General features: G+C 64.1%; 22 protein-coding genes and 1 pseudogene. 13 read left to right on the forward strand and 10 right to left on the reverse strand.

Features of this window, described 5'->3' with window-relative positions:
- Positions 1-2 precede the first annotated feature (2 nt).
- Together AC6CH3_RS10595 and AC6CH3_RS10600 are read left to right on the forward strand one after the other, a co-directional pair.
- Positions 3-1,340 carry a 3-oxoacyl-ACP reductase gene (locus AC6CH3_RS10595; RefSeq protein WP_498132396.1) on the forward strand — a complete coding sequence of 446 codons (1,338 nt, stop codon included), beginning with the start codon at positions 3-5 and terminating at the stop codon, positions 1,338-1,340.
- Complete coding sequence (locus tag AC6CH3_RS10600) at positions 1,337-2,248, forward strand: MaoC family dehydratase (protein WP_498132397.1); 912 nt, start codon at positions 1,337-1,339, stop codon at positions 2,246-2,248. The genes AC6CH3_RS10595 and AC6CH3_RS10600 overlap by 4 nt, the downstream gene beginning before the upstream one ends.
- Positions 2,249-2,280: 32 nt before the next feature.
- Here AC6CH3_RS10600 and AC6CH3_RS10605 read toward each other — a convergent pair whose 3' ends face one another.
- From AC6CH3_RS10605 to AC6CH3_RS10615, 3 genes are all read right to left on the reverse strand, one after another.
- Positions 2,281-3,345: an FUSC family protein gene (locus AC6CH3_RS10605; protein WP_498132422.1), complete on the reverse strand. Its 1,065-nt coding sequence runs from the start codon at positions 3,343-3,345 to the stop codon at positions 2,281-2,283.
- Between the two features lie 94 nt (positions 3,346-3,439).
- On the reverse strand, positions 3,440-4,501 hold the full coding sequence (locus tag AC6CH3_RS10610) for a glutathione S-transferase family protein (RefSeq protein ID WP_498132398.1): 1,062 nt from the start codon (positions 4,499-4,501) through the stop codon (positions 3,440-3,442).
- A 9-nt stretch (positions 4,502-4,510) separates the two neighbouring features.
- The gene (locus AC6CH3_RS10615; RefSeq protein ID WP_498132399.1) at positions 4,511-5,275 is read right to left on the reverse strand and encodes a M50 family metallopeptidase; all 765 of its coding nucleotides are present in this window, start codon (positions 5,273-5,275) and stop codon (positions 4,511-4,513) included.
- Between the two features lie 118 nt (positions 5,276-5,393).
- Between AC6CH3_RS10615 and AC6CH3_RS10620 the strand changes: the two genes are divergently transcribed.
- Together AC6CH3_RS10620 and AC6CH3_RS10625 are read left to right on the forward strand one after the other, a co-directional pair.
- Positions 5,394-5,852, forward strand: a complete 459-nt coding sequence (locus AC6CH3_RS10620) for a GatB/YqeY domain-containing protein (protein WP_498132400.1) — start codon at positions 5,394-5,396, stop codon at positions 5,850-5,852.
- A 77-nt stretch (positions 5,853-5,929) separates the two neighbouring features.
- Positions 5,930-6,124, forward strand: coding sequence for a hypothetical protein (locus AC6CH3_RS10625; protein WP_498132401.1), 195 nt, complete (start codon positions 5,930-5,932; stop codon positions 6,122-6,124).
- Positions 6,125-6,172: 48 nt separating this feature from the next.
- Here AC6CH3_RS10625 and AC6CH3_RS10630 read toward each other — a convergent pair whose 3' ends face one another.
- On the reverse strand, positions 6,173-6,769 hold the full coding sequence (locus AC6CH3_RS10630) for an immunoglobulin domain-containing protein (RefSeq protein ID WP_498132402.1): 597 nt from the start codon (positions 6,767-6,769) through the stop codon (positions 6,173-6,175).
- A gap of 239 nt (positions 6,770-7,008) precedes the next feature.
- Between AC6CH3_RS10630 and AC6CH3_RS10635 the strand changes: the two genes are divergently transcribed.
- Positions 7,009-8,475: an APC family permease gene (locus AC6CH3_RS10635; RefSeq protein ID WP_498132403.1), complete on the forward strand. Its 1,467-nt coding sequence runs from the start codon at positions 7,009-7,011 to the stop codon at positions 8,473-8,475.
- A gap of 22 nt (positions 8,476-8,497) precedes the next feature.
- Here AC6CH3_RS10635 and AC6CH3_RS10640 read toward each other — a convergent pair whose 3' ends face one another.
- From AC6CH3_RS10640 to AC6CH3_RS10650, 3 genes are all read right to left on the reverse strand, one after another.
- Positions 8,498-8,794, reverse strand: coding sequence for a hypothetical protein (locus AC6CH3_RS10640; RefSeq protein ID WP_498132404.1), 297 nt, complete (start codon positions 8,792-8,794; stop codon positions 8,498-8,500).
- A 123-nt stretch (positions 8,795-8,917) separates the two neighbouring features.
- Positions 8,918-9,619, reverse strand: a complete 702-nt coding sequence (locus AC6CH3_RS10645; protein WP_498132405.1) for a DUF6226 family protein — start codon at positions 9,617-9,619, stop codon at positions 8,918-8,920.
- Positions 9,620-9,698: 79 nt separating this feature from the next.
- Entirely contained in the window at positions 9,699-10,091 is a 393-nt protein-coding gene (locus AC6CH3_RS10650) for a nuclear transport factor 2 family protein (RefSeq protein WP_498132406.1), read from the reverse strand.
- A 162-nt stretch (positions 10,092-10,253) separates the two neighbouring features.
- On the opposite strand from AC6CH3_RS10650, the gene AC6CH3_RS10655 reads away from it, so the two are divergent.
- On the forward strand, positions 10,254-11,204 hold the full coding sequence (locus AC6CH3_RS10655; RefSeq protein ID WP_498132407.1) for a DUF6973 domain-containing protein: 951 nt from the start codon (positions 10,254-10,256) through the stop codon (positions 11,202-11,204).
- A gap of 101 nt (positions 11,205-11,305) precedes the next feature.
- Positions 11,306-11,734: a hypothetical protein gene (locus AC6CH3_RS10660; protein WP_498132408.1), complete on the forward strand. Its 429-nt coding sequence runs from the start codon at positions 11,306-11,308 to the stop codon at positions 11,732-11,734.
- Between the two features lie 186 nt (positions 11,735-11,920).
- On the opposite strand, the gene AC6CH3_RS10665 is transcribed toward AC6CH3_RS10660, so the two are convergent.
- Positions 11,921-12,325, reverse strand: a complete 405-nt coding sequence (locus AC6CH3_RS10665; protein WP_498132409.1) for an Hpt domain-containing protein — start codon at positions 12,323-12,325, stop codon at positions 11,921-11,923.
- Positions 12,326-12,563: 238 nt separating this feature from the next.
- Between AC6CH3_RS10665 and AC6CH3_RS10670 the strand changes: the two genes are divergently transcribed.
- Entirely contained in the window at positions 12,564-13,112 is a 549-nt protein-coding gene (locus AC6CH3_RS10670; RefSeq protein WP_498132410.1) for a hypothetical protein, read from the forward strand.
- Positions 13,113-13,435: 323 nt separating this feature from the next.
- Here the strand turns inward: AC6CH3_RS10670 and AC6CH3_RS10675 are convergent, their stop codons facing one another.
- Both AC6CH3_RS10675 and AC6CH3_RS10680 read right to left on the reverse strand, forming a co-directional pair.
- Positions 13,436-13,567, reverse strand: coding sequence for a hypothetical protein (locus AC6CH3_RS10675; RefSeq protein WP_498132411.1), 132 nt, complete (start codon positions 13,565-13,567; stop codon positions 13,436-13,438).
- Positions 13,564-13,713 carry a hypothetical protein gene (locus AC6CH3_RS10680; RefSeq protein WP_498132412.1) on the reverse strand — a complete coding sequence of 50 codons (150 nt, stop codon included), beginning with the start codon at positions 13,711-13,713 and terminating at the stop codon, positions 13,564-13,566. Before AC6CH3_RS10680 ends, AC6CH3_RS10675 begins: the two co-directional genes overlap by 4 nt.
- A gap of 58 nt (positions 13,714-13,771) precedes the next feature.
- On the opposite strand from AC6CH3_RS10680, the pseudogene AC6CH3_RS10685 reads away from it, so the two are divergent.
- The 5 genes and pseudogenes from AC6CH3_RS10685 to AC6CH3_RS10705 all read left to right on the forward strand — a co-directional run.
- Positions 13,772-14,207: pseudogene (locus AC6CH3_RS10685) on the forward strand (transposase); the annotation flags it as partial.
- A gap of 453 nt (positions 14,208-14,660) precedes the next feature.
- The gene (locus AC6CH3_RS10690; protein WP_498132413.1) at positions 14,661-15,356 is read left to right on the forward strand and encodes a haloacid dehalogenase type II; all 696 of its coding nucleotides are present in this window, start codon (positions 14,661-14,663) and stop codon (positions 15,354-15,356) included.
- Positions 15,357-15,376: 20 nt separating this feature from the next.
- Entirely contained in the window at positions 15,377-15,676 is a 300-nt protein-coding gene (locus tag AC6CH3_RS10695) for a RidA family protein (RefSeq protein ID WP_498132414.1), read from the forward strand.
- Positions 15,677-15,796: 120 nt separating this feature from the next.
- A complete protein-coding gene (locus tag AC6CH3_RS10700; protein WP_498132415.1) occupies positions 15,797-16,903 on the forward strand; it encodes an alanine racemase in 1,107 nt (368 codons plus the stop codon).
- A gap of 99 nt (positions 16,904-17,002) precedes the next feature.
- Positions 17,003-17,170 (forward strand): SDR family NAD(P)-dependent oxidoreductase (locus AC6CH3_RS10705; RefSeq protein ID WP_498132423.1); only part of this gene is annotated, 168 nt, incomplete at its 3' end.

The following is a 17,170-nucleotide window of genomic DNA, read 5'->3' on the forward strand; positions in this document are numbered from 1 at the left end:
TCATGACAGACACTTATACGCGGCTGGTCGGCAAGGGCGTCGGCCGGGACGTCGCGAAAAAGCTCGGTCTCCCGCAGCCTGCCGTCCTCCGACGCTACGAACCCGGCCAGCCCCTCATCGACGGCCCGGTCCTGATCGAGGGATCGAGCCCGGGGGCAGAAGAGCTCGCCGCCGAGCTTCTCACCTGGGACGTGGAAGTGCGCCGGCACGCAGTCCCCAGGGAAAGGCTCGGCGGGATCGTGCTGGTCCTGGATGACGTCGGCACACCGGATGATCTCGAAAAGCCGGTCCTGACGGCCGCATCTTCCTTGCGTGACCTGGCACCGAATGGACGCGTGGTCACCGTTTCTCGCACTTCCGACGGCGGCCCTCCGGCCCTTGCCGCTGTCAGGCAGGGGGTTGACGGGCTGCTCCGCTCACTGGCAAAGGAACTGCGGGCCGGCGCCACCGGCAACGGCATCCTCCTGGCCGACGGCGTCACCACCACGGCGCCCGCGGCACTCGGGGCACTCCGCTTCTTCCTCTCCGGCCGGTCCGCCTATGTGGACGGCCAGTTCGTGCGCATCAGTTCGACGTCGGGAGTACTCCCCGCCGACGTCGACAGGCCGCTGGCCGGCAAGGTCGCCGTCGTCACGGGGGCCGCGCGCGGCATCGGAGCCGCGATTGCGCGGACGCTGCACAGGGACGGCGCGACCGTGGTGGCCGTCGATATTCCGGCCGCGGGGGACCACCTCGCCGGCGTTGCGAACGAAATCAAGGGTACGGCGCTGCAGCTCGACGTCAGCCGGGAGGATGCGGGCCAACGGATCATTGACCACGCCGTCGGGCGACACGGTCGGCTGGATATCGTGGTCCACAACGCCGGCATCACACGGGACAAGCTGCTCGTGAACATGGACCAAGGCCGTTGGAGCTCGGTGCTGGCGGTGAACATCAACGCCCAGCTTCGGATCAACGAAGCCCTGCTGGCATCAGAACATTTCCGTGCCGCTCCGCGGATCGTCGCTGTGGCCTCGACCACCGGAATAGCGGGCAACCGGGGTCAAACGAACTACGCCGCCTCCAAAGGCGGCGTGATCGGGATGGTGCGCGCCACGGCTCCTCTGTTGGCAGGCTGCGGCGGCTCGATCAACGCGGTGGCTCCGGGGTTCATCGAAACCGAGATGACCGCGCGCATGCCTTTTGCCACGCGGGAGATCGCCCGGCGGCTCAATTCGCTGCAGCAGGGCGGACGCCCGCAGGATGTGGCCGAGGCGATTGCGTTCCTCGCCAGCGACGCTGCGGGAGGCATTTCCGGTGAAGTGCTGCGGGTGTGCGGACAGCAACTGGTGGGTGCATGAATCCCGGCCAGCCCGTCATCCTGGGCGAGATGCCGTCCCTCTCCAAGCTGTATGTGAACGCGGCTGCAGGGGCTGCCCGGCGCCGGCTCCTGGGCTCCCACTCGGGTGCCGACCTGCCCGCGGCGGGCCATGAAGTGCGGGGCGTGCGGGTCGACGTCGGGAACCTCACTGCCTTTCAGCATCTCGTTGGCGAAACGGCGAGCGACGTGCTGCCCGCAGGGTTCCTCCACGCCATGGCGTTCCCCGTCGCCCTGAGCGTCATGAACCGGGAAGACTTTCCCCTGCCGCTGCTGGGCATGATTCACCTTCGCAATATCGTTGAGCAGTTCCGCCCGGTCCGGTTCACTGAGGTCCTGGACGTCCACGCCCGGGCCGAAGCGCTTCGGGCGCACCGCGCCGGAACGCAAGTGGACGTTGTTGCCGAGATCCACACCTCCGGGGACGACACCCCCTCGTGGAGGGGCGTTTCCACGTACCTGGCCAAGGGCGTCTACCTTCCGGGAATCGACAAAGCGTCGGCCGATGCCCGGACGGAGCAGTTCACGGCCCCGGACCCCACAGCTGTTTGGCAGCTGGGGGTCGATGCGGGGCGGGCCTATGCCGCGGTGTCGGGGGATTTCAATCCCATCCACCTCAGTGTGCTGTCCGCGAAGGCGCTGGGCCTGCGGCGGTCCATTGCCCACGGCATGTACCTGGCGTCGCGTGCACTGGCGGATGTCGGCGCGGTCAAAGGCGATTCTTTCCGGTGGGACGTTGCCTTTGACGCGCCGGTGTTCCTCCCGGCGCGGGTGGCCCTCGACATTTCCACGGTTCACGGGGAGGGACCCGCCTGGGTGCGCTCGGACTACGTCGCCTGGAATGCGCGCTCCGGACGAAAGCACTTCAGCGGCTCGGTGGCTTCGCTGTAGGGCTGGCCGCGGGCCCGCCAACGGCAGGCCGCCTAGCGGCCCTCCACTTCAAGCGCACGCAGTATGCGGTGCAGGCTCAACAGAATGGATTCGGCGGCGCCGGGGGCATCGGCGTCGGCGTCCTCCGAGACGATCCGGGCCCTCAGGGAGTCAACCGCAGCATGTGCCGCCGTTCTCAGCTCGGCCTGCCGGTCAGTGTCCTCCGCCTCGTCGGAGAGCACTTCTCCGACGGCGGCGAGCGCCTTGGCGAGCGGCTCACTGTACGGAAGCGGGATGGTGAACGGCATGTCCTTGTTCCAGATGACCGCCGCGAGCACTTCGGTGATGTCCTGGATGTAGAACGTGACGCGTTCCAGGTCACGGAGGTTGCGGTAGTCCAGGTCCATGTCACGGGGGTGGAAGCGGCGGCGGGGGTTGGCTTCCCTGCTGGCGTCGGCCTTCTGGACAGCGTCGCGGACGGACCTGGCCGACCGTGCCAGCTCGTCTGACCGCATGGACCAGTCCTCATGCTCGGGCGGCCACTTTTCGTGGACAGCCGCTCCCATGTCTGCCAGCTGGCGGGCCAGGGCAAGCCGCAGTTCGGTGAGGCTGAGCGCTGCCGCGTTGAAATGAAGCGGCGGGAAAACGAGCAGGTTCACGAGGACGCCGACGGCAACGCCGACACCCATCTGGAACAGGTAACCGAACGAGAAATCGTCGGGATTGTTTCCGCCCACCAGCAGGACCAGCAGCGCTGCCGTGGGAATCCAGTCCCGGCCGGCTCCCAGGCGGGGGAGGCCCGCCAGCAGCACCCCAAGGGCCATGACGATGCCAATTGACAGCGGGGTGGCACCGAAACTGAAGAGAAGGAAAGCCAGACCGATTCCTGCGGCAAGGCCAACCAGTGTCTGGACTCCCTGTCGCATCGAACCGGCGACATTTTCGTACATGGCCACCAGGGCGCCCAGCGGGGCGTAGTACGGGTACTGGGCCGCCGCTCCAGGCATGTGGGGCGCGATGAGAAAGGCGAGGCCGGCAGCCAAGCCGGCTTTGGCCGCCAACTGCAGCCGGGGTGCCGCAAGGCCACGCCTTGCGTTCGCGACGGTTGCCCGCCCGATCCGTCGTGTCCAATGCGCGTTGGCTGAGGTCTCCTTTTTCAGGGTGCTCACCGGGCCAACACTAGAATGGCGGGCGGGCACTGACAAATGGATATCAGCCTGCCCCGTGCCCGGGTGCCACTTCTTCGCCTGCGCGGACCGGTCCCGGGGGAGTCCCTTCACCGAAAGGGCGTCCGCCCAGTGCTCCGCGGCCGTGCGGGGTGAGCCAGCCTGAGAGATCGGGCCCTGCGGGGACGATGCCCGTGGGATTGATGTCCTCATGCACAATGTAGTAGTGCTGCTTGATCTGCACGAAGTCAATGGTGTCCCCGAACCCGGAAGTCTGGAACAGGTCCCGCGCATACGCCCACAAGTTTGGCATCTCGCTGAGCTTGTTCCGGTTGCACTTGAAATGCCCGTGGTAAACCGCATCGAACCTCACGAGCGTCGTGAAGAGCCGGACATCGGCCTCGGTGACAGCGTCACCCACCAAATACCGCCGGTCCGCCAGCCGTTCCTCCAGCCAGTCAAGGGCCGTCCAGAGGCGGGCGTAGGCGGCATCGTAGGCTTCCTGGGAGCCAGCGAAACCGCAGCGGTAGACGCCGTTGTTGACTTCGGTGAAGACGCGCTTGTTCACGCTGTCGATTTCTTCGCGAAGGTGTTCCGGGTAAAGCTGCGGGGCACCAGCGCGGTGGAATGCGGTCCACTCGGTGGAGAAGTCCAGGGTTATCTGGGGGAAGTTGTTGGTCACCACTGCGCCGCTGGCGACATCGACGACGGCGGGGACGGTAATGCCGCGCGGGTAGCCCGGGAACCGCCGGAAGTACGCTTGCTGCAGGCGTTCGATGCCGAGGACCGGATCCTTCCCGTCCGGGTCAAGGTCGAAGGTCCAGGACCGGGCATCGTGGGTGGGTCCTGGCTGGCCCAGCGAGATGGCGTCCTCCAGGCCGAGCAGGCGGCGGACGATGACCGTCCGGTTGGCCCACGGGCATGCCCGGGCAGCAATCAGCCGGTAGCGGCCCGGTTCTACCGGCCAGCCCGGCTCACCGTTGGGCCCCCTGTCACCGTTTCGGGTGATCCGGTCCTCGATGTAGGTCGAGTCCCGGTTGAACTCTCCGCCTGTGACGTAGGCGCCCCTGGTGCTGTGTTCGTTGACGGTGGTGGACTTCGCGTTCATGGACCCAGACTATGTGCCCGCTGCAAAGACGCGCGACATGGGTTGCCAGGCGACGAGCCAGGATGCGGCCACGGCCAGGGAGAAAAGGACGATCCAGACTGCTGAAGGAACGGCCGTGGCCCGGTACAGGATGTAGGCGTCCGAGGTCCGCAACTGATCCCGGCGGCGGAGGTGCACATTGGTGAGCTTGGCCAGGTCCCGGACGGAGGCCACGAGCAGTGCCAGCCCCAGGACGATGGCCACATGCCCGGTAAAGACCGCGGGTACCCCGATGATGAGTGCTCCCGTGCCGGCAACTGCCGCGAGCAGGATGAGTACCCCGGCCGCATTGCGGATGAAGATCAGCGACGCCAGCAGAACAAGGAGCCCGGCGGACATGGCGGCGGGGCCCCAGCCATTGAACCCGGCCCACACCAGTCCGGCTCCCGTCATGCCTGGGACGGGATACCCCCAGAATCCGGACCACACTGCGGCCAGGCGCCCGCGCGTATAGGAGGTGGTGGTGCCGGAATGGTTGAGCCTCAGCCTGATGCCGCCCAGCCGCTGACCGCTGGTCAGTGCCGCGAAAGCATGTCCCAGCTCATGCGTTACCGTGGCGAACAGGCCGAAGTACCGCCAGGTGGCGGCAGGGACGGAAAGGACGACGGCGGCCAGGACCACGGCGAGCAGTTCAGTAACGGTCACCACGGGAATCTCGGCCCGTGAAAAGCCGGCGGCAACACGGTCCCACCATTGTTCGGGCAGGGTCGGAACAGTTGCGGCGAAAGTAACCATAGGATTCAAGGCTACCGCCGGAAGCCTGGCGTAAATGTTCACCGGAGCCTTTAGGGTGCACGATGGAACCAACACGGCCCGCAGATAACCGCAACGGATGGATAAGGAAGTCAAGACCATGTTGAAGGAACGCCTGCACGCAGATGTGGTCGCACACATGAAGGATGGCAACAAGGTGGCTCTCACCACGGTGCGCAATGTTCTGGGCGAGATTGAAACCCGTGAAAAGTCCGGCAAGACGCCGGTGGAACTGGATGACGCCCAAATCACAGCACTGCTGCAGAAGGAGGCGGCAAAGCGCCACGAGACCGCCCGGATTTATACGGAAGCCGGGGAGAACAGCCGCGCCGCGGCGGAAATCGCCGAAGCGGACGTTATCGAGGCCTACCTGCCCAGGCCACTCACCGCCGCAGAAGTGGAAGCAATCGTCGATGAAGAGATTCAGGCACTCAAGGCCGGCGGCGCGGAGCTGTCGATGAGGCAGATGGGCGCCGTGATGAAGCCCGTAACGGCCAGGGTCGCCGGGCGTTTCGACGGTAAGGCGGTCAGCGAGATCGTTCGTTCCCGCCTCGCCTAAGCCGGGCCGTGCTGAGACTCGACGCGACTGTCGAATGGGAGGAGGATTTAAGTACACCCACAGTAAGGAGGTCGGTGATGTGCTATTCATCGCGCGAGGGGTGGAACTACAGGAAAGATCGCGCCCGGGAATCCAACGATCGCCCGGAGACGAGGCCCGATGAGGCCCCGGAGCCCCAGGTGCAGGCGGAGGAATCCAGGATGTGGGCCTACCTCGCCCAGTTGGAGAAGAATGCCGCTGATCAGCCTGACCGGATCGGCGAAAATGTCTAGGCACTGACGTCGAAAGGCCCCGCACGTGCGGGGCCTTTCGACGTCGGGCTATCCGAGAATTCTCTTGTTGACGAATGCCAGATACTCCCCGGCTGCTTCATCGAATCCAAAATCCTGCCAATACGCCTTCAGCGCGGACTTGGCCTGTTCGTAGTCCGGTGTGCCTTCGGCGGGGGAGTCACCGCTGTTTGCCGGGACGGCGTGGGCTACCACCAGGTCCACGGAGCGGCCGACTGTTTCAAGGATGGCGTGCAGGATGGTGTAGCCCATACGGTCACCGCGGTACTCAGGGAGGATCTCGAGGGTGGAGACAACCATCAGGTCGCCGCCGTCCTGCAAGTACTCAGTGACCAGGTCTGGACGCTCCTTTGTCAGCATTTCAGCGATGTGCGCCATGTCCGGGTCCGCGCCGTCCGTGGTGACGAAGAGATTGATCATGCCGGCCTTTGGGACAACCTGGACGACGGCCTCGCCCACCTGGATCTGTCCTTCCCCATCCTCACCGTGTTCAGCGAGCGGGCCGGGAGCACTGACGGTGACTTCCCAGCGCATTGGATAATCCCGGGGAACATGCTCCATGCCTGGAAAGCCGCGATAGCGGAGCCTGTATTCAAAGGTCAATGATTCCGGATCAATCACGGTCATGACACTCCTTCGTTGGCAGCGGCTTCGCTTACATCGGCAGTCTATGCGGGGAACGGCTCTTCAGGAACGGAGGCCGGGACGTGTTACCGGGACATGTTGCCCAGATGGGACATGCGCGGGCTGTCTGGGTGGCGGCTGTTGCCAAAGTGACTCGGGAGGTCCACAGTGAATTACGTCACATTCAGGCCGGGAGGCTGGCCGGGGCTCCGCGAGGGGCTGTAGCTGCTGTGGAGGTCATTATGAGCACGACTTCTGACGAACTGTACGACGTAGCTCCCGAGAGCGACCAACCTGCGCTCAAGCGGGTCCTCGGACCGAAGCTCCTGCTCCTGTTCATTGTCGGGGATATCCTCGGTGCCGGCGTCTATGCGGTCACCGGAACGATGGCCGGCCAGGTCGGCGGCATCGTGTGGCTGCCATTCCTGCTCGCATTCGTCGTCGCGACACTGACCGCGTTCTCTTACCTTGAGCTGGTCACCCAGTACCCGCAGGCGGCAGGCGCGGCGCTCTACACGCACAAGGCGTTCGGGATCCACTTCGTTACGTTCCTCGTCGCGTTCGCCGTCGTCTGCTCGGGTATCACCAGCGCCTCGACCTCCGCGAACGTCCTTGCCCAGAACTTCTTCGGCGGCATGGAGATCAACGGCTGGATGGACGTGCCCGGGCGGGAGGTGATCACCGCCGTCGCCATGGGCTTCATGCTGCTGCTCGCGGCGATCAACCTGCGCGGTGTGGGGGAGAGCGTGAAGTTCAACGTGGTGCTTACCCTCGTGGAGATGATCGCCCTGTGCATCGTGATCGGCGTCGGCTTCTTCGTCCTGACTCAGGGGACAGGGAATGCAGGCGAAATCTTCGTATTCAACGATTACCAGGACAAGGGACTGTTCCTGGCCGTCACGGCGGCCACCTCCATTGCGTTCTTTGCCATGGTGGGCTTCGAGGACTCTGTGAACATGGTCGAGGAGACCAGGGAGCCCGAGAAGATCTTTCCGCGGACCATGCTCACCGGCCTCGGCATAGCGGTGCTCCTCTACATGCTGGTGGCCGTTTCCGTAGTAAGCGTGCTCTCGCCCACCGAGCTCGAGAACATCCGCGAGGCCGAGGGCGCCGCGCTCCTCGAAGTCGTACACAAAGGTTCCCCGGACTTCCCGATCGACCGGATCTTCCCGTTCCTGGCGGTGTTCGCCGTCGCCAATACCGCGTTGATCAACATGCTTATGGCCAGCCGCCTGATCTACGGCATGGCCAAGGCGCGCGTCCTGCCGCGGCCCCTGGGAAAGGTGCTGCCGACCCGCCGGACGCCGTGGGCAGGCATCCTGTTCTCCACCGTCCTCGCCTTGGGGCTGATCTGGTACGTCAGCAGCGATCCCCGGAGCAATATTGTCGCCAACCTTTCGGGCACGACGGCGTTCCTCCTGCTGTGCGTGTTCACCGTGGTCAACGTGGCCTGCCTGGTGCTCCGCCGCAAGAGGGACCCCGACCGCAAGGTGTTCTTCACCTCGCCCGGGCAGCTACCACTCTTGGCTGCCCTGCTGTGTGCCTTCCTCGCCGGTCCATGGGTGGGCCGGAACACGATCCAGTACCAGGTGGCCGGCTTGCTGATGGCGATCGGTGTCGTACTGTGGTTCATTACTTGGCTGATCACCAGGAAGACCAACACGGGGCCGGACGAACCCGCCGATACACGCCGAAGCGGCCATCCGTGATGTCGTGGTGTGTGGCTCCGGATCAGGAACGGGAGCGGGCAGGCTCTGAGGCGCGGTCGATCTTCACATCGAACTCCAGGAGTGAGTCCTGGGCTGCGAGCCGGTGAATCAGGTACGCCCGGAGTTGGGCGTTGGTGGCCGTGTGCGCGCCGGGGAGGGCTTCGCCGTTGAGGAGGGCGTAGGAGTCGCCGATGTGGAACACCGACAGGAAGCAGTCCTCAAGCGCATCCGTCTGAAGGTTCAGAACTGTGTCGCGGAAGTTGCCTTGCGCGCCCTTTCTGGGCATAGTCGTCACCGAAAATGTCACTGTGTTTGCCATGGGGCTGAAGATCCTTTTAATGCCTCGGGTGCGGGGGTCGCGTTCCCGGCCATTCGATAGACTAACTGTTGCTGCCGGCGAAGATAACCCTTACCGAGCAGTAAGTTGTGAAAGGCTCCGAGGTTAAGGCCGCTTGGCGGGCCAGGGTGCCCAGCCGTCAGGAATCTCCCGGAGCCGGGCCCTTCCGCTGCGCAGCAGGCCGGCGGGGACAGGTCCGGGGTCACCCTCCCCGCTTTCAGATGCGGAACCGTCGGGTGCCGTCAGCGCGTAACCGAGCCACCGTCGTCGCCATCCCACCGGATAGCGTTCGCTGTATCCGCCGGCGGCAACTCCGAGGACCAGCAGTTCTAGCCGGGCCGCTGCAGATTCGGCCGTTTCGTCGCATGCGTCGCAGCTGCACGCCGGAAATGCGAAATCGTGCAGGGCTCCGGCGTGGACGATCACGGCCGGATGATCAATCAACACGAAGGTCAGGGGTGCCGCGCCGGACCTTCGAGGCGTCACGCGCACGGAGTGCAGGACGCCGTCGGGCTGCCTCAGCAGGTCGGCGGCGGTGGCGGGACTGGCGTCCGCATCTGCGTTGTAGGCTGCCGTGAGATGGTCGATGAGGGCGCGGGCGACGATGTGCAGGCCATCGAAGCGTTCGGGATGGCTGATCACGCTGTAGGAATCGGGGGCGGGTCCGTCCTCGCCCCATCGCTGCCCGTACGGGATGGCTGCTCCCTCAGGGGAGTAATACGTCGTGGAGGGCAGCGGCGGGCGGGTATAGCCAGGTGTCTCTGAGTCACGCGGCGCTGGTCCGGTCCAATCCCCGTCTTCCCCCATTTGCCCATCCTAGTTCCACGGCGTCAGAGGGGAACCTCCCGTCACCCTTGCGCTCGGCGTGACCAGCCCCCGGCCGGGCTCATGACCAGAAGTCAGCCGCTGTGGCAGTATCCTCCAGGAACTCGTACACCTCCGTGACTTTCCCATCCGAAAGCTTGAACACCAGCGCAGCCCTTTGATCCAAGGGGGTGCCGTTGCGCTCAGCGTGGTTGCTTTGGACTCCAACCGTATGGTTATCCCCTCCAATGACGTCATCGACGGTCACTTTGATCGTCCCATTGGATCGCGAGGCCAGTTCGCCGAAGTAGGCCAGGATCGCGTCCCGGCCGTGCTTGTCTCCGGACAATCCGCCGCTGCCTCCGACATGCCAGACGGCATCCTCCGTGAAGAGTGTTCGGAGTGTGTCCATATCGCCTGCGCTAAATGCTTCATAGCCGCGCCGCACCACGGCGGCGTCTTCCTGTGCTCCCATTTGAGGGACCTCTCCGTCGTCATTGTCGGGTTCCAGCGAGGAAAGGTTAAGCCCGGACGGCAGGGTTGTCGATAGGCGTTTGGAACCCATGGGGCCTTGTCCCCATTGCACCGGATCCCGGGTCTAAAGCACGATGGGTCGGGAACATCTCTAGGGGGAAGAATGGCTGTGTATGGGGCTGACGTCCAACAACTCAAGGAGCTCTCGAAGCTCTTGGCTTCGGGGTCGGCGCTGCTGTCTGGAAAGGCCCGGGAACTGGACTCGCTCATCGGCCAAAGCGAGTACTGGCAGGGCCAGGACGCCAAGAAGTTCACGGCTGAGTGGCACGGACGACTACGTCCGCTGATGGTGAGGACTTCCCAGGACATTGAAGAGGCCGCCAAGAAAGCCCTGCAGAACGCCGAGGAGCAGTCTTCGGCCTCCAACGGTGGGGCGTCTGCTGCGACAGCGGGACTCGGAATACAGACTGCCGGCGCCAGGGACACCGACCAGGGACAGCCGGACAGACCCACTCCGGAGGAAATTCTGAAGCAGTACCAGGTGAGCGATGCCGAGACCACGGAATGGCCCTCTGACTGGGACCCGCTTCGCTTGGTCGTCGATCAGAAGACGGTCACCGAGAAGGAAGCGGAACTGCTCAACGGGCTCGGCCCACTGGAACTGGATGCCTTCAAGGACATCCATGACGACGCTTTTGAGCAGGCGGACGCCCGCTTCGAAAGCGCCGACCGGAATGATGACCAGAACGATGCTTTCCGGCACGCTTACTGGAACGCTCTCATGGTCAAGGAGTACGGTGCCGAGTGGGCCGAGGATTACGCCACCGCCCATGAACAGCTGCCAGGCAACCCCGGCCCCCGGGAGGCTATGGACCTGTACAACAACGAGGTGGGCAGAAACATCGCGGTAGCCAATCCCGATGCGGGCGCAGAGGAACTGGCCGACCTGATTGAGAAGGCAGTTAAGAATGGAGACACCGTAGTGGTTGGTCCGGACTTGCTCCCGCAACCCTCCAACGAGGTCCCTCCGGAGAAGACGGGGGATGCCGGTGATGCTCCGCCGGTCAACGGTCAGGACCCGGAGTTCAACGACGAGTCCAGGACCACATCATGACGCTTCCCTTGCAGCTGCCGGATGTCCGGCTGCGCCTGCTGACCATGCTTTGCCTTGTCCTTGCCTGCGCTTTGGTAGGATGTTCAATTGGAGGAAACACCATGCCCGAAGCAAACGCCGCGTTGGACGGCCGGGTCCTGGATGCAGCCGCAAATGGTGCGGAGCTCCGGCTCGCCGATGTCACCGATTTCGATTGGGACCAGGCAGGATTCGTCACGGAGGGGACGCCGGCATCGGACATCGAGGCAGCCTTCGGCGACCCTGTCAGCAAGGAGAAGCGGTACACGGCGTCACCTGCGCTCTTCATCTTCCTGAAGGACGGCAAAGTGACGAAGGCGGTCCGCATCACGCCCGACGCGTTCTTTGGCGCTCAATCACTCAAGAAGTACGGACGCGACGTAGTACTCGCGCCGGCCGAAGGCAGCAAGGGTTTCCTGAATTGGCGCGAACGAAGCACGGCTGAACGCTTAGCTTTGCATTGTGTGCGGCACACCATATGGGAACCCTGCGGCACCTCCAGACCGAACTGAGCGGCAGCCCTCAGTTCTGAGGGGACCTGGCTTCGCGGCATCAGGTCGCCCCCGGATTTTCCAACGTCACCAGTACATGGTGGTGGTGTCCTGAAGATGAAGGTAGCCGCGAACCCTCAGCTCAGGGCTTGCCGGGTCCGGAAGCATTCCCCCATGGCACCGGACCCGGCTACCGGCCCGAATAATTTAGGCCCGACCGCCCTCGTGGAGGGTCAGTCTCGAGGTCTTGGACATCCTTACGAGCACTGCCGCGGGGTCGGGAAGCCTCCGAACCGCCAGCCTGTCCTCCAACTGCCGGCAGTAGTGCTCCATCCGTACAGCACCTGCCATTGCGGACGTGACTTTCAGACTCACCACCGCTTCTCTTGACGCTTCCACATCGCTGCTGGTGAGACCGCCAATGACCCTGGACACCCGAGTCGGCAGCAGGTCAAGGTACTCGGTAAAGAATCTTTGTGCAGCCGTATCCCCGGCATCGTCAGCGAGGACCAGCAGCGGCTCGGGGTCCAGGACCGGCAGGGACTCATCCACGACTGGCGTCATATCCTGCCGGCGCGCGGAGGACGGTTCTGCCGTATCTACCCGTTCCATTCGAAGCACCGTCCCCCTAATAGTTTTAACCGCAGTGCTGCTGCACGACTATCTACATAATCTTCCGGACGAACATCAAGAAACTGTGCCGAGAGCCGCAGGATCCACATAGGATCGTCGCACTTATGACTGGGGCTCCAACGGTGATGCTGCGCTGTCCACTCGATGACCGTCCCCACGGATCGGGGCCGTCCGGTACTGGCACCGCGGGCCTGCGGCTGGGCTTAGGATTGCGTGCATGAGGAACTGGGGCGCTAAGCATCCCGTCCTTTTGGCCGCCCTTGTCCTGACCCTGACGGGACTGACGATAATCGTCGTCGACTCCGCTCTGGGACGCCGCCTCGATGATGCCGTCGCCAGCGCAGTCTTTTGGGTGGCGGTGTTTGGGCTGTCATGGTTTTTCGCCGCAAGGCGGCTGAGGAGCACGGCCGACAGGCTCTCCGAGCACGGCCAGCTCCTGGCTTATATCCGATACCCGAACTCACGGCCAGGTTCGCTCAGCGGGATCTGGAACATGGGCGTCGCCACCCTTGCACCAGGAAAAATCGAGTTTCAGCCTGCCGTCTACGACACTTTGGAGCCATCAGGACGCCCAACTTCACTGGCGGTTACAGGGGCAGCTTTTGGGGTACGGAGGATTACGCGCCAGGAGTCGAAGTACGTCTCCCATATGGCGTTCCAGGTCATGACGCTAACTACACAGAGCGGGGACGTTGAAATAGCTGCCGATCCCGGAACGCTCCAAAAGATCCGCGACGTCGTTATCGCGGGGCCGACCAATGAGTGAGGCCATTGAGGTAAAGCGCAGGCTCAATCGCCTGCTCGGCCACTCGCGACGAACTCGCTCTCACTTACCTCGGCGGAGCTGTTCTCCAGGCAGTCAACATCCGGCTGGCCACTTTAGGAGACACGCCCTCTAGGCGCATCGGGTAGTAGGTGCGGTTTTAATCGGATTTGCCCCAAGCGTCCAGGTTGGCGCCGCGCATGTGGCGTCCTTCGGGATCATGATGATAGCGAGTCGTTCCGGCGGCATGTTCCGCAGTTTAGCTATCAGGTGCGATGCCTCCACGGGCAGCCCGAACGTTTCCGACGATGCGGGCGCCGAGGTGATCACACTGCAGCCTCATCGGTTCGTGTGCTGATGTCGCCGTCAGTGAGTGTCCCTGCCGCTTCACGCTCCAGGAAATCCTTGTACGAAAGGAACCCGTAGTAATCCGCGTATTTGGCTGGCATGGTGTTCATAGTTTCGCCCCGGTGTCCTCGTAGTCGAGTTTGGTGCCGTAGACCTGATAACCCTTGGCAGCCAGTTGGAGGGCGAGTTCGCGGCCAAGGCCGCTGCCGGCTCCCGTGATCGCTACCTTGCGGGTGGACTTGGTTTCGTTGGTCATGATCGCTGTTCCTTCCTGTCCGGCGGTGCCGGCCGTTCTGCGGCCTGCCCTTTTCCTGCTGATCAGCAGGAAAGTTTCAGAACACCAGCACACCCAGGTGCTGCTCAGCATGCCGGGCTTCGGGCCTGTCCTGGCGGCCGAATTCCTCGGCGCTACCGGCGGGGACCTCACCGTTTTCCAGTCTGCTGGCCGGTCCGCCGGTGTCGCGGGCCTTGCCCCAGCCCCGCGCGACTCAGGCAGGATCACCGGCAGCAACCACCGACCACGACGTTACGACCGCCGGCTGCTAAGGGTCTTTTACCTCTCAGGCCTCTCGGCCCTAAAAACATGCTCAGCGTTCACGGACTTACTACGACCGCAAGCGCACAGAAGGAAAATCGCACGTCCAAGCTCGGTCCCTTGCCCGGCGCCGCCTCAACGTCCTCTGGGCAATGCTCCGCGACGGCACCACTTACACCCCAGTGCCGGTCCCGGCAGCACGATTTGCTGCCTGACAGTTGCAGGACGCTGGTCGCTGGGGACGTTTCCGATGGCTGACAGACTCGATCGCCATAATCATCGAAGCCCAGACGGCAGGCCGGGGCGGACAGGACCACCAGCTGGGTAGTTATCGCCCGTCGTCTTCAGCGGAGGGGTACGTTCTTGTAGGCAAGCCCGCGGTGTGAAGCCTCAGCCAGCGCCGCGACGGCGCCTTCGAGCGGGCGGCCGAATGCCCCAACGGTTGCGCATCGGTCATGGAGCCTAAGGATCTGCACGCGAGCTTGTGACCGGGCCAGACCCGTCGAACCGGTACGCGCTGAACACCTTCTTGAATGTGTTCAGCGCTTTCAGGTCCTACGTGTCCTACTGTAGAACATTTCGTTGACTTTCTGCGGTCGGAAGAAGTACCGTTGGGTATCGACAGGCGCTTGTCGACAATCGACGAGAGTTCAATCTAGGAGGATAAAATGGCTTTCGAATTCGAAACCAAGCCGAAGTTCGCTACGTTCGACATGAACGGAACGCTGATCAAGTTCGCTATCAACGATGCGATCCGTGAGGTCTTGGGCGACCGGCTGCCGGCCGAGATCGCCGATGAGTATCTTCGGGCCTGCAAGGCGTACCGGATCGACGAGTGCACGGGCGAGTACAAGCCGTTCCACCAGATCGTTGCCGACTCCATGGAACGCGCCTCGCGCAGGCTCGGCCTGGAGTTCCGTGCGGCCGACGCACGGGCGGTTTACGAGATTGTCCCCACCTTTGGCCCGTACCCGGGTGTCACCGAGGCACTGAACCGCCTCGCTGAGGAAGTCCCGCTGGTCATCATCACGAACAGCGACACCGCCCATGCTGTGCGCCTCGCAGCGAACCTTAAGGCCCCGTTCGAGGTCATCATCAGCGCAGAGCAGATGGGCATGTACAAGCCGCGGCTCGGTGCGTTTGAGTACATGTTCGACAAGCTTGGCGTGACACCGGATGAGATCGTGCACGTCTCCGCGAGCCCGATGTACGACCACCGACCCGCGGCCATCATGGGCATCAAGAACAAGGTGTATGTTGACCGCGGCTTCGAGCACGACGAGCACTGGCTCGGCTACGAGCGGATCACCGACATCGCCGACCTTCCCGTCCTCTTCGGCCTGCCGCGTCCCGCTGCCTCCTAAGGGAAACCTGTACCGGGGTTGTGGGCCGGGACGTGGACCTGGAGACGGCGCAGGAGCTCGCGCGCCATTGCGCGCTGAACTGCCTCGCTGCCGCTGTGCAGGCGGTGGGGGATCTGGACCGGGTCCGGATCGTGCAGATGCTGGTCTTCGTGGCCAGTGGGCCGGACTTCGGTCTGCAGTCAAAGGTCGCCAACGCGGCCAGTGAATTGCTCATCGAGGTGTTGGGCGAGAACGGACGGCACGCCCGGACCGCGATCGGTGTGGCCGGGCTGCCGCTGAACACTCCGGTAGAGATCCAGATGGTCTGCACGGCCGTTTAGGAACGGGCACGACGGCGTGTTGTGCGGGACCCGCTGGTGCGGGTCCCGCACGTTCAGCATTCGAGGAAGCCGGCACCGCTGCCCTCGATCATTCATAGACAGAATCATGAGGAGTACAGCGTGAACCGCATTCAGCGAGCACTCGAGGCTCTCATCGAGCGGATTGATACCCCCGCGCCGATCGTGCTGGCCGACGTGATGCAGGAGAACATCGACCGCATGCAGGCCTTCGCCGCCCGGAACAACCTCGACGTCAGGCCACACGTCAAGACGCACAAGTGCGTGGAGATCGGCCGGCGCCAGGTCAAGGCCGGGGCGGTCGGAATCACTGCAGGCAACGTGGGTGAGGCCGAGGTCTTCGCGGCGGCCGGGTTCGATGACATCTTCATCGCCTACCCGGTCTGGGCCGCCGGAACGAAAGGGCCGCGGATCCGCAAGCTGGCTGAAACCATCCGGCTGCGGGTCGGCGTCGATAACGTCGCGGCGATCAACGCCCTCGCCGACGCGATGGGGGACGAACCCGGGCTGCTGCAGGTCGTGATTGAGGTTGACTGCGGTGCCCGCCGTTCCGGCGCTCCTGCCGAGGCCGCAGGGGAGCTGGCGCTTGCTGCGCGCAAGCGCGGCCTGGTGCCCGCGGGTGTCTTCACCTATCCGGGCCACGGCAGCGCCGGCCCGGACGCCCGCAAGCGTGCCGCGGATGACCAGGACGCCGCGCTCACCACGGCGGTGCGCAGCCTTGCCGCAGCCGGGATCACCCCGGAGGTGGTCAGCGCCGGCTCCACACCCACCGTGGAGTTCGCCACCAACAGCGTCATCACCGAGATCCGGCCCGGCGAATACGTGTTCAACGACCTGAACAACACCCGGCTCGGCGCCTGCACCGAGGATCAGATCGCGCTGTTCGTCGCCGGCACGGTGGTCAGCGACTGGGTCCCCGATCAGGTCATCCTCGACATCGGCACCAAAGCCCTCGGCCGCGAAGGCAGCCCCGAGATCGGCTACGGCAGAATTGCCGGCACCACGGCCGTCCTGTCCAAACTCAACGAATACCACGGATTCCTCCCCCTGCCTGGCGGAGACTTCCGCCCCGGCGTCGGGACCGTGCTTCCCGTGGTGCCCAACCACGTCTGCCCGGTGGTGGTCAATTTCGAGGAGTACATCGTCACCGACAGCACCGGCACGACGCTGGAACGGTGGCCGGTCGACGCCCGCGGATTCCTGAACTGACCGGCAGAACTGACCAGCACAGAACTGACCGCGCGGGGGACGGGAAGTCCGTCCCCCGGCCGCAACCCCGAGAACCAACCCCACAATGGAGTGACTGAGATGAGACTTGATAAGACCACGGCCCTGGTGACCGGCGCCAACAGCGGAATCGGGCAGGCGGTATGTTCGCACTTCCGTAACGAAGGCGCCCGGCTGCTGCTCACCGGCCGCAGGGAGCAACTGGACAGCGCCCAGCCCGAGGACCTGTATGTCCCGGGAGACCTTAAC

The sequence above is a fragment of the Arthrobacter sp. GQ119 genome (genome assembly GCF_059759125.1).